This window comes from Agrobacterium sp. 22-214-1, from assembly GCF_053522465.1.
In genome coordinates this window covers 378,914-390,997 of record NZ_JBNWCK010000002.1, presented here as the reverse complement: position 1 = coordinate 390,997, position 12,084 = coordinate 378,914, and the positions used below count along the sequence as shown (strand labels likewise).

Sequence of the window (12,084 nt, the reverse complement as noted above, 5' to 3'; positions counted from 1 at the left end):
AGCCTCCACTGTGAAGATCTTGAGAGAATCGACCCCCGTCAACCTCGCTGTTCCAAAATCGTGCCGTGAGGATTGGCGTAGAGACTATGATGAGTTCCCGCCACACAGCGCTATCGGTAACAAGGTGCCGATTTCGCTCATGAACGGCTCATCGGCACCTCCGCCGAACTGAGCCTTAACCCCGGAAAATTCCAGCTCCCGCTGGCCCTAAATCGGGGAGCACCTCAATAACCGCGCGAGCGAACTCAAAAACCGGATAAAACTTGGGGGCGGGGTCAGACTCCCTTGATAAAGGGGGCAAGGGCACGGCTGGGCAACTGCAGATCCGCCCAAAGACTACTTGCCAGCTGCGGCGAAGCTTCCCTTCCGTCGGGTACAAAACGGCCTGATAGCGTTCCAGGAAGAAGTTATTAATCGGAAGCCGACCGTCGCTGGTGTGGCGGATCCGGTACTCACACTAGTCCAAGCTATCCTCGTGCCGCACCTTTGCGGAACATCTGGCCGAATAGGCTTATGCGCCGCCGGATTCGGCCGTCGCCTGTCTGGCGGCTTCGATCAATCGGGAAAAATGCCGTTCGGTCTCGGCGGTGGCCACGAAGGATACGGTGGTGACGACACAACAGAGTTCGCCCTGGGCGTCGAAAACCGGCGCGGCCTTGCCCGTCAGGGCGGAGAACAGATGTTCATTGAGTTCCGCGCCACCCGCTTCGCGGATGGTTTCCAGAATGCCGGCATCGGGACGGGAACCGCGAAAGGCGGCCGGTTGCAGCCTGCGCACGGCGGCTATCCTGTCCGGCGGCAGGTAGGCCTGAAAAACCAGCCCGCAGGCGCTGTTGTCCAGCGGCAGAACATCGCCGAGCGCCACGGTGCTGATGGAAAAGCTGGCGCTTCTCGCCCATCGCACCACGGTCGGGCCGCGTTCGGTCCAGATCGCCACGCCGCAGCTGGCGCCGATCTCGGAGGCAAGCGCATTCATCTGGCGGCCGGCGGTTTCGACCGGATTGATTCGCCTGAGCGCGCTGATGCCTATTCCGAGCGCCGCAGGTCCGAGATCGTAACTGCCGCTTGCGGGGTCCTGTACCACCAGCCCCTCCCGCACGAGGCTTTGCATGTAGCGATGCGCGGTGGAGCGGCCGGTGCCGGCGCGTTTGGCCAGTTCGCCAAGTGCCAGCGCCCTGTCCGATCTGGCGAGAAGATTGAGGAAACGCGCCGCGATCGACACCGACTGAATGAGGGCCGAGCGCTTTTCGCCCTCGTTTTCCGGCAGTTTGTCCGAATCGTCACCCATGGCGTTCAAGCGCGTTCCCCCCGTTTGTTGAGCATGCCTAACGCATCGGGCCGGAAATCGGAATCGATTTCTGCGGACGGAACCATGCTGTTCCCTTTCGAAACGCTGCGGGTGAGCAAGCGGCGGTCGGTAAACTTTGTTGTAAATATGGCACATCCCGTTACGGAAGCCTTTTTGTCCGCAATACAGAACGCATTCTCTATTGCGAAACGGATAACGCTTCCGTTACTTGAATATGACTTTAATACTCATGTTTATTAGGGGTGTGTGATGGGGTTTAGCTTTAACGGTCGTTTGATGAGCGGGGTCAGCGCTCTGACGCTGGCGACAATGTTTGTGACGCCGGTTCTCGGTCAGGATCAGCAGGCGACGACGGCGGGCACCACCGTCTTAAAGCCGATCGTCGTGACCGGTGAAAAAGTGGCGCGCGACATGAAGAACACGGCGTCGTCCGTTTCGGTCATATCCGGGGATAAAATCAAGAAGGAAAAGACCGGCGACCCGACCGTATCGGAAGCGATCAAGGATATTCCGAACGTCGTTTACACCGACAATGTCAGCGCCCCGATCATTCGCGGTCTGGATACGCAAGGTCCGAATACGGGCGCGACGGCATTTTTTGCCGGCACCGTGCCACGCGCCACGATCAATGTAGACGGCCATTATCTCGGTTATAACGAATTCATCTATGGTGCCACCTCCATCTGGGATGTCGAAAGCATCGAAGTTTTCCGTGGCCCACAGACCACCTCGCAGGGTGCCAACGCCATTGCCGGCGCGATCATCGTCAACACGAAGGATCCGACATTCACGCCGGAAGCCTCCTATCAGGCGGAAATCGGGAATTACCACCAGAAGCGGGCTTCATTTGCGCTTTCGGGCCCGCTTGTCGAGGATCAGCTGGCGGCGCGTCTGGCGGTTGATTATTCCGGCCGCGACACCTTCATCGATTACATCAATTCCGCATTCGCCCATGAGGGAACGGATCAGGACTTCAAGGAATTTAACGCGCGTTTCAAGCTTCTGTGGGAACCGCCGGAGATTCCCGGGCTGACGACCAAACTGACCTATTCCTATAATGCCGCCAACCGGCCGAGCCAGGAAGCGGCGTCGCGTCCTTTCGAGGATCTCAATCACGTCACCACCACCATGCCAAGCTGGAGCCAGAACACCCACACCGGTATTCTCGACATCAATTACGATTTCGAAAACGGCGTGAAACTGTTCAACCAGACGCAGTTCTCGGCTTCCGATGCCAGACGCCGGGTTGGCGTCGTGAATAACGGCGATGCGGATATCGACCAGACGAACACTTCCCACGAAACACGCGTGACCTTCGGTGATCAGGAAGACGTGCTGAGCGGTGTCGCGGGTATTTATTACGCTCATACTCAGGCTGACGAGCTTCTTCGACTTACGGGGCGATATAACAATAGTCTTTCGACGTTCGACGACACCAAAGATAACTTAGGTATCTTCAGCGAGTTGAGCTATCGCCTAACGGACCAATGGACGCTGACCGGCGGGCTGCGCTACCAGCAGGACCGAATTCAGCGTACCGGCCGTTCCGTCTATTCGGCTCAGTCCGTGGATTTTGACGAAACATTCTCCGAACTGCTACCCAAGGCGACGCTTGCCTATGCGGTGAACGACGACTGGACTGTCGGTGGCATGATCAGCCGCGGGTACAATCCGGGCGGGGTGTCACTCAATATCTCCTCGGGCAAATGGATGACCTTCGAGGAGGAAAAGATCTGGAACTATGAGTTGTTCACCCGCGCGAGTCTGCTAGATGACCGGCTGGTGCTTAACAGCAACCTGTTCTACATGGACTATACGAATGCCCAATTTAACATTCCGGTCGTCATCTCTTCGGGTGTTACCCAGTCCTATACGATCAATGCACAGAAGGCTCACGCCTATGGTCTGGAAGTTGGCGCCGATTATCAGGTTCTCGACAATCTGACGCTGAAGGCCAGCGCCGGTCTGCTGAAGACCGAAATCGACGAGATCGCCAGCAACACCAGCTATGCCGGCAATGAATTCGCAAAATCGCCGGGCTACATGTTTAGTATCGGCGCAAGCTGGGATGTGACCGACAAGTTCACCGTTTCTGGACAGGTGCGCCATATCGACGGTTATTATTCCGATACGGCCAATACGGCCACCTATGCGATCGATCCCTATACGATCGCGGACGTGCGGGCGAGCTACAAGTTCCAGGACGAGCTTGAGTTCTACGCTTACGTCAAGAACGTCTTCGACGAGCGCGCGCCCACCTATATGCAGCAGAACCGCGGCATTGGTGGTATCGAGGCCAGCATGACCGAACCGCGCATGTTTGGCATCGGCGTCCGAGGCACGTTCTGAGCCATCGCCTCACCAACTATCGACGCTCGGCAGGCTTGGAACTCATCCACGAGCCCAAGTGTCCTCTCTAAAATAGTTGAGTGGTTCAAGTAGTTATAATTCATTCGGATTTGCGAAGCCGTCATGGATGCGGCCCTTGCGAACGGCTGTATGCTTCTCCAGCAACATGGCGTGGTTGCCCATGATGCGGTGAACCCGTTTGGCGTTGACGACAGGCTTATCGGCGGCTCGCCTTTCGCGATTGAGGAGCGCGGCGATCCGCCGATAGCCATAGGTTGGCCTCTGATCCACCAACCTGCGAATGGCGGGCAGAAGCTCTGCATCCTCAGCCTTCCGATAGGGCCCGCGCGGCTTTGATCTGCCTTTCAACCGCTCCACGAGGTTGGAACGGCACACCCCCAAGCGTGTCTGCGACGGCTTTCATCGGGAACCGTCCTTCGGCAACAAGATCGGCCGCGATATCCGTTTTTTTGAGTCTGCTTTCGAAAGGGCTTCGCGGAGTATCTCGACCTCCATTGCGGCCCAGCATCCGCTCCAGCTCGCGGACGCGGTCTTCAAGCTTCTTCACTTCCGAATTGCCGACAACCGGCTCGTCTGAATCCACGGCGGCGGCACCTCCCTCACTTAAGAGCCTGCGCCACCGGTAAAGCAGATTGGGCGCAACGCCATGGCGGCGAGCGGTCGAAGATACCGTCTCGCCTGGTTCGAAACTCTGCTCAATGATTGTCAGCTTCGGCTCGGTTGTTCACCGCCTCCGGCGGATATCACCCGTCAGCAATTCAACATGTCGATACTCGTTAGACATAAGCCTGTCCTCAAGCCCGTGCTTGAGCCTTTCTGCTTATGCCGACTGTCCGGTCGAAAGGGGGTGCAGTTCACCCCCAAAGGCTTAATAGATACGTCCCTCGATAATAGAACATACCGTGCGGGGAGTTGTTGCCTTTAGGATGGGCCAGCAATTCGGGGCGGCCGCCTGCCACGGCCCATGTGGCGCTATCTGATCGGCGAAACCGCAATGACTGAGCTCACCTGCTGGCAATCCTGGGTCCTGTATCCGTATCCACAACTGCGGGTTTTTCGACGCGGGCATTCCCTTCCCATCCGCCACCCAAGGCCTTGTGGAGGGAGACATAATAGGTTGCTATATTCGCTTTACTCTCGATGAGGTCTTCTTCGGTGGAGTACAGATCGCGTTCCGATTCCAATACATCCAGAAGATCCTCCATCCCGGCCTTGTTGAGTGCATGCGCCAATTGCACCGCCTGCCGATAGGCAGCGACCGACGCCGACAGCTTTGCCCGGCGCTGCTGCGACTGGTTGAGAGCGACGATGGCATTCTCGACATCTTCCATGGCTGAGAGGACGGCAGATTGATAGGCAACGAAATACTGGTCTCTTTGTGCCTTTGCCACGTCGACGGCGGCCTTCAATTGCCCGCCCTTGAAAAGAGGGATCGAAATAGTCGGTCCGAACGACCAACTGATCGACGACTTCTGGGCGAGATCGGAAATGCTTGCTGCCGATGACGCGATGTCGCCCGTCAGGCTGATGGTGGGATATCTAGCGGCTTCAGCCTGACCGATCTTTGCCGTGTACTGCGCCAACTGTCTTTCCGCCGATCGCACATCCGGACGCGAATGCAGTACGTCGGCCGGAATGCCGACGTTTACCGGATATGTCGGAGAAGGAATCTGGACGGGTTTATCCATGAGTTGCTGTAGCGCCGAAGGTGTGTTGCCGAGAAGAACGCTCAGCCGATGGACGGAATGCTGATAGGAAATCCGATAGGATGGGATATCGGCTTCCGTGGAGGCAGCCTGAGCATCAGCCGTCGCAGTATCCACACTCGTTGCATCGCCAGCTTCCTGCTGCTTGCGCGTGAGAGAGGCGGTTTCGCGCTGCGATCGGGCCGTACGTCCGGCCAAGGTAATCAGAGCCTGATATTCGCGTGCCTGGATATAGTATGAGGCAACGTCGCCGATTAGCGTGACATAGGCATCGCGCAAATCTTCGTCCGCTGCTTCCGCAGAATAGCGTGCGGCTTCGGCGGCGCGGCGGTTTGCGCCGAACAGATCGATTTCCCAGTTCGCGTCAAAGCCGATCTGATATTCGGTGGAGATCGTGTTTTCGTCGGACGACTTGGATTTGCTCCGTGTTGTCGAAGCCGAACCGTCAAGTGTGGGGAGGAGCGCCCCCGTCTGCTGGCGATATGCAGCTCTTGCTTCCCTCACCCGGGCTTTGGCGCTTGCCACATCCAAATTCTTCTCGATGGCTTGCGCTATGAGATCGTCGAGGAGCGGGTCGTTCAACTTTCGCCACCATTGAGTCAGCTCCGGCGGCTTGGCCCGTTCGGCCTTTTTTGCACTGGCCCATGAGGCGAGATGGACCGTTTTCGGCGTCTGATAGTCAGGCCCGACGACGCACCCGACAAGTGTCGCAACCATTGTCCCGATAACGGAAAGACGGACGCAACCAAGTAGGGGGCCTTGATTAATTATCGTTTTCGGCACGATGACCTCCTTTAAAATAGACCATTCGGCTGGACTGACGAAGCCGTCGTTGCTGCTCGTTGGAGCCCCTATCCTGCCCCGCGAGGGTGACTCGGGATGAAATTGCTTCGAGGTCGCCTGACGAACAGGGCCTAGTGCATTGAGTGCCGTGGAGCAAAAGAACGCTCTCGTGGTGAAGGACACCGCTCTTCGGCTCCTCTCACTCCCGCCGCGCAGGCATGACGTGCAGTTCCTGCTTACGACCAACCACGTCGTCACGGGCTCTCATTTCAAACTGATTAGCCGCCCGTAAGCAGCTGCGAATCCCTTTAACGAAATCTCGAACATCTGCTCTGTTGACGTGCCGTGAACCGTGGCAGCGATCGCTAGGGTCCCGGCGTGTTTCAGAGCATCGATGCTATCCCCTGAAAAGACCATTGGAACGAGGCAACCATCCGCGACGCAAGTCGCAAAGGGTGCGATCTGAGCAGCTGGTTGACCATCCATTTTCAGCCGAATTCCCTGCGACAGCGAAAGACCAAACGGCATCAGTACCAGAACACGCGTTAATCCGTCTGCAGGCGGGAAAATCGCTATCGCGATGATCGTTCTGCCCGTTTTCTTATCTTCATGATATTGCCCCATCGAACATCTTCGGGCTGCTTCGATAATCTTGCATTCGACCGCCCAGTCCTCAAAACCCTCCCTAACGGAATTGGCGCTATAATGCGGCGCGGGCTCATCCTCCGCCGTAACCGAGGGGATATCAACCTCGCCGCTCGCCCCGGGCATCCTCTCGGACGCCAGCTGCATCAACGGTCCCAGGACCAACCAATCGACTGCTCCGCCCGAGACTGTGCCGCCGGCAACGCCGTGAAGCAAAAGAAGGGACGGGGCGAACCAAGCTATTCGTTTCAAAATCTTCGTGTTTACCATTTCAGTCGTCGTTTTCCGTGGCTGGCCCGTTCTGAACCGCCGGTGGCTGCGCGCCCAATCCGCTGCGACCGGCACATCTTCGAATTGAGGGAAGCGCCGCTCTCAGAAGAGGCTGTCTGATACGGTTGGGACCGGGGCGACAATGAAGTTTTTTGGGTACCCCAAGTTACAGCCGTTTCCGGCCTCATCGCCATTCGTCCTGGGAGCTGACATGGGGGGGGTGTCTCACCTCAGCGGCAGAGGCAGAGGCAGGGCGTCGCCGCCCGGACTCGGAAGAATTTCCGGGGGGAGCGGCGGCGCAAAAAGATGAAGCGGACCAAAAGGGTGGTCGGCTTTAGCGAGCTTGTCGAGCTGTTCGGGTCGGAGCGTCTTTTGCAAGATGTCGATCGCCTGCTTCAAGGACCTGGCCTTCTTCGCACGTACGATGGCACCGTCGGCGAGGATTTCGGCAAAAAGCGGTACTGCCCTTTGATCTTCAGCCGGCATTGCTGGCCGACCGGTAGCTGGAGGCGAAGGAGGCCCGATGATCACCCAAGGCACAGCCGGGGGCTCCAAGAAGGCGATAAATGCGGATGTATAGGCGCGCCAAGCATCGATCTGCGCGGCGCCGATACCGACATACAGTTCTAACGCCGACAATTGCGCTGCAAAACTAAGTGCGGGATCACCGGGCCAATCGCCACCAGGCCCCGCGCCGATTGGTGGCAGACCAGTATCCTCGTGCGGTCGGATTGGCTGGGCAAATGGATATTCACCGTGGATCCAGGGCGGAGGCAAGCCAGGACCGTCACCGCCTCCTGGCATGGGAAGACGCAACATTCCGGTGGCGGCCGATCCGTCCTTCTTCGGCTTGCCTGGATTGCCCGCAACGATTGGGATCCTCAATTCCCTTTCTTCCGAAGTTCCGCCGCTGAGATCTTGCGTATGGGAGGGCGCGCTTATCAATATCACCAAAGCTGCCGACAGGAGCCCCGTAACCATGAGGGAGCCTCTCATGACGTCTTCCTTCCAATGTCAGTGTTCACGGTTGATGACCATAAGCAGCGAGCGTATCCCGAATTGGTCCGCATATTTGGGAAGGTTTCCCAGCCCGCAAAATTTGCAAAGAAAGGTTGCTAACTCTAAAGCAGAAAAGATTTTTTACAAAATTCTCAGCTGCGCGCGGGTGTGATCTCTATAATTCCGCCATGCAAGAGGGCATCGGAGATGAACAGTCAGGCTCATATATTAATCGTCGATGACGACCTTGAAATTCGCTCCCTGCTTGCGCGTTATCTCAGCGGACAGGGGTTTCGTGCCTCCGTCGCATCGAACAAGCGCGAATTCGAACATCACATGCAGGTTGCCAATCCAAATCTTCTGGTTCTCGATGCCATGTTGCGAGATGGCTCGGGTCTGGACATTTGCCGTGGGTTGCGTGATCGCCGCTCCCCCATACCCGTCATCCTGTTGACGGCGCTGAAGGAAGACGTCGATCGCATCGTCGGTTTGGAGATCGATGCAGACGACTATCTCGGCAAACCCTTCAACCCCAAGGAACTGGTTGCCCGCATCAAGAGCGCATTACGGCGCTCGGGTCAAAACGATCCGCCCGATGCTGAAGCGAGGATCTACAGTTTCGCCGGACTGGAAGCCGATCCCGAGCAGCGCCACGTGTCACGCGAAAATGGCGACACCGTCGATCTCACCCGTGCCGAGTTCGAGCTTCTCAGGGTATTTCTTGAGCGGCCCGGTCGGCCCCTGTCACGCGACCAGCTTCTTGAACTTACGCAGGGACGCTCTCGTGATCATATGGACCGCTCGATTGACGTCCTGGTGAGCAGACTGCGTCGCAAGCTAGGCGAAAGCAAAACCGGACCGCTCTTCAAGACAATCCGCAACGGCGGCTATCAGCTCATGGTGCCGGTGAAGGTGTCAGTGATTACAAGATGAATTCACTATAAAACCTATCGTCGCACTACGATCCTGACAATCGTCACCGTCGTTGACTTGGCAATCTTCGCGGTCAATATGGTCTGCACCCCCGCAGTTGGAATATCAAGTAGAACCAATCGTCGGCCAGATCCGCTTTCTCAAATGGCGCGGTGGAGACGTGAGCGTTAGACGCGGTACGGGCCGGTTGTAACGGCCTTCATCAAGCTTGAAAGCGAGTCAATTGATCGGAACCGACGGAATATTGCCCATATCCCGAACCGCTCCGATGAGGTTCTCGACCTTGTGGCGCTGACGGTAGAGGACCTTGTCGTAGGCGAATGGAACTTTGCGGCTCCGGCTGGACGGGATGCACGGCTCTATGCCTCTGGCTCCGAGTTCCTCGCGGAACCAAGTGCTGTCGTATCCTCGATCGGCAATCAGATGATCGGCGGGAGGCAACGCGTCGAGCGCGAGACGAGCGCCCCTGTGGTCGCTCATCTGGCCTTCCGACAGGAGCAGGATGATTGGCCGTCCGTCACCGTCGCAAACGGTGTGGAGCTTCGAGTTCAGCCCGCCCTTGGTTCGCCCGATACGACGGGGAACATCCCCTTTTTAAACAGGCTCGCTGCCGTGCGGTGGGCCTTCAGATGCGTCGCGTCGATCATGATGCGCTCGGGTTTCGCCCTTTTACCCGCAAGCCCCGCAAAGATACGGTCGAAAACACCGAGGCGGCTCCAGCGGATGAAGCGGTTATAGAGCGTCTTGTGCGGACCGTAGTCAGCCGGCGCTTTCTTCCACTGCAGCCCGTTCCTGATCACATAGACGATGCCGCTTACCACGCGCCGGTCATCGACCCGCGCAATACCATGCGAAAGCGGGAAATGCGGCGATATTCGCGCAATCTGGCGCTCGCTCAGCAGAACAAATCACCCATCACGGCCTCCTTCTCGGAGAACGTGAATCACATCTCATCAAGCACTGGTAATGCCGGACGGACCGGTGCTGCTTGAAGCCGCTCGGCGACGAAACGCACAACGCATCTGGATATTGCGGACGGAATTGTGCGAAGCGCTCGCTGAGCATCTCAAATCGCTTGCTCTGCTTTTATATTGCATTTTGCTCTATCAGTTATGCCGCCCGCAAGGATTGACTTAAATCGATTATGTTCGACTTTACGCAGGTCCTCTGGACGGGAGGGCATCGTGCGGCTTTGGAGGAAGCTGCACGCGGTTGTGTGAGGATACCGTCAGCCTCGACGATTTCTCGCTCCCGAACGTCATCATGAATTGGAGGAATAGCAGATGCGTTACCAACCATCGTTAATATCCAAAGGCCTTTATTTTGCCATCGACAAAACGCCGCGCCACCTGGCCATGGCCTCGGTAATTCTTCTCGCAGGTGTGAGTACTGCCTCGACGGTTTATGCCGACGGTTACGTGTCAGGCGCCAAGGCGGCCGTCGTCGATACCAAGGCTGGCGAGATCGTCGGGGCCGAACGCAACGGCGTCTATAGCTATCTCGGCGTTCAATATGCGACCGCCGAGCGGTTCGTGCCGCCGAAACCGGTCGCGCCCTGGGAGGGCGTGCGGCCTGCGTTGGCGTTCGGCGAAACATGCCCGATCCCGACGATGAAGTCGGTCGCGGGCGACGAGTTGTTCAATCCGCATCGCTACCTGCCGACCAGCGAGAATTGCCTGTTCCTGAATGTCTGGACGCCCGGCCTGAAGGACGGCAAGAAGCGGCCTGTGATGGTCTGGCTGCATGGTGGCGGCTACACCAACGGCTCTTCGATCGAGCAGGTCTCCTATGACGGCGAAAACCTGTCGCGCAAGGGCGATGTGGTGGTGATCACCCTCAACCATCGCCTGAACGCGCTCGGATTCTTGGATCTTTCCGCCTATGGGCCGGAATACAAGGAATCGGGCAATGCCAGCATCGCCGACCTCGTCACGGCGCTGCAGTGGGTCAAGGACAATGCCGAAGCGTTCGGCGGCGATCCGGGCAATGTGACGATCTTCGGTCAGTCGGGCGGCGGCAGCAAGGTGCGCACGCTGATGGGGCTCCCGGCGGCAAAAGGCCTGTTCGGCAAGGCGATCGTTCAGAGCGGCGCGACGACCTCGCCGGTCACCAGCCAGAGGTCGGCACGCCGCGTTGCGGAACTCACCTTGAAGAATCTCGGTATCGAAACCTCTCAGGTCGACCACCTCAAGACGGTGCCCGTCGAGCAACTTGTCGAGGCCGGTACGAAGGCACTGGAGGATGCCAAGAAAGAAGGCATCGAAAACCCGCGCTGGGCACCGGTTGTCGATGGCGCATATCTGCCGCGCGATCCGGTAGGTGATGGCTGGGTGGATCAGGCCAAGGATATCCCGCTGCTGATAGGTACCGTGCTCAACGAGCAAGAGACCGTCACCCGTGTCAACCCGGCGATCCTTTATGCCGACAACAAGAACGAATGGAACGCTGAAAAGACCGACGCCAAACTGAAGCAACGCTTCGGCGACAAGGCGAATGCTATCGGCAAGGCTTTTCTGGAGGCCTATCCTGAAAAGAAGCTGGCGGATGCCGCCTTCGTCGATCTGACCGGCCGCACCGGCACGCTGAAGAACATTCAGATGAAGGCCAAGCAGGGCGGCGCACCGGTCTATTCCTACGTCTTCACGCGTGAATCGCCTGCCATGGGCGGAATCGGCGGCGCCTGGCATTGCTCGGAAATTCCCTATGTCTTTGCCAATGCCGAACTTGTCTCGCAGGCCACAGGCGGCGGGCCAGAGGCTGCTGCCTTGCAGGACAAGATGAGCGAGGCATGGATCAATTTCGCGAAATCCGGCAATCCGAACCATCCTGGCCTGCCTAAATGGCCGGCTTATGCCGCCGACAAGCGTGCGACGATGATCTTCGACAACAAGAGCGAAGTCCGGTTCAATCACGACCTGCCGCTGCTCAAGGCCGCCGGCGTGTTGTAGCCCGCATCTCGTTCCATTCCTGATGAGTGACAAACTTCCGGCGGTGCCGTCGCCGGAAGAGCGGCTGGCCTTTACGCAATGTCACGGGATGTCCAGCCGGCGCGCCACAAGAACAGGCGCC

7 protein-coding genes and 3 pseudogenes are annotated in these 12,084 nt (G+C 57.8%); 4 read left to right on the top strand and 6 right to left on the bottom strand.

Going from position 1 to position 12,084, the window contains the following annotated elements; genetic code table 11:
- Nucleotides 1–37: 37 nt before the first annotated feature.
- Nucleotides 38–172, top strand: a pseudogene (locus ACQZ5G_RS11605) (IS3 family transposase); the annotation flags it as partial.
- A 339-nt stretch (nt 173–511) separates the two neighbouring features.
- On the opposite strand, the gene ACQZ5G_RS11600 reads toward ACQZ5G_RS11605, so the two are convergent.
- Nucleotides 512–1,288 carry an IclR family transcriptional regulator gene (locus ACQZ5G_RS11600; RefSeq protein WP_448742667.1) on the bottom strand — a complete coding sequence of 259 codons (777 nt, stop codon included), beginning with the start codon at nt 1,286–1,288 and terminating at the stop codon, nt 512–514.
- 270 nt (nt 1,289–1,558) lie between these two features.
- Here ACQZ5G_RS11600 and ACQZ5G_RS11595 point away from each other — a divergent pair, with 270 nt between their 5' ends.
- A complete protein-coding gene (locus ACQZ5G_RS11595) occupies nt 1,559–3,658 on the top strand; it encodes a TonB-dependent receptor (protein WP_448737612.1) in 2,100 nt (699 codons plus the stop codon).
- A gap of 117 nt (nt 3,659–3,775) precedes the next feature.
- Here ACQZ5G_RS11595 and ACQZ5G_RS11590 read toward each other — a convergent pair.
- The 4 genes and pseudogenes from ACQZ5G_RS11590 to ACQZ5G_RS11575 form a co-directional block, all read right to left on the bottom strand.
- A pseudogene (locus tag ACQZ5G_RS11590) lies at nt 3,776–4,463 on the bottom strand (transposase); the annotation flags it as partial.
- A gap of 220 nt (nt 4,464–4,683) precedes the next feature.
- On the bottom strand, nt 4,684–6,168 hold the full coding sequence (locus ACQZ5G_RS11585) for an efflux transporter outer membrane subunit (RefSeq protein ID WP_336509900.1): 1,485 nt from the start codon (nt 6,166–6,168) through the stop codon (nt 4,684–4,686).
- Between the two features lie 264 nt (nt 6,169–6,432).
- Entirely contained in the window at nt 6,433–7,083 is a 651-nt protein-coding gene (locus ACQZ5G_RS11580; RefSeq protein ID WP_149622372.1) for an invasion associated locus B family protein, read from the bottom strand.
- Between the two features lie 225 nt (nt 7,084–7,308).
- Nucleotides 7,309–8,064, bottom strand: a complete 756-nt coding sequence (locus ACQZ5G_RS11575) for a hypothetical protein (protein WP_153315393.1) — start codon at nt 8,062–8,064, stop codon at nt 7,309–7,311.
- Between the two features lie 225 nt (nt 8,065–8,289).
- Between ACQZ5G_RS11575 and ACQZ5G_RS11570 the strand changes: the two genes are divergently transcribed.
- Nucleotides 8,290–9,015, top strand: a complete 726-nt coding sequence (locus ACQZ5G_RS11570; RefSeq protein WP_149622370.1) for a response regulator — start codon at nt 8,290–8,292, stop codon at nt 9,013–9,015.
- Nucleotides 9,016–9,255: 240 nt separating this feature from the next.
- On the opposite strand, the pseudogene ACQZ5G_RS11565 reads toward ACQZ5G_RS11570, so the two are convergent.
- Nucleotides 9,256–9,917: pseudogene (locus ACQZ5G_RS11565) on the bottom strand (IS5 family transposase); the annotation flags it as partial.
- A gap of 381 nt (nt 9,918–10,298) precedes the next feature.
- Here ACQZ5G_RS11565 and ACQZ5G_RS11560 point away from each other — a divergent pair.
- Complete coding sequence (locus tag ACQZ5G_RS11560) at nt 10,299–11,963, top strand: carboxylesterase/lipase family protein (RefSeq protein ID WP_448737613.1); 1,665 nt, start codon at nt 10,299–10,301, stop codon at nt 11,961–11,963.
- The last annotated feature ends 121 nt before the right edge of the window (nt 11,964–12,084 follow it).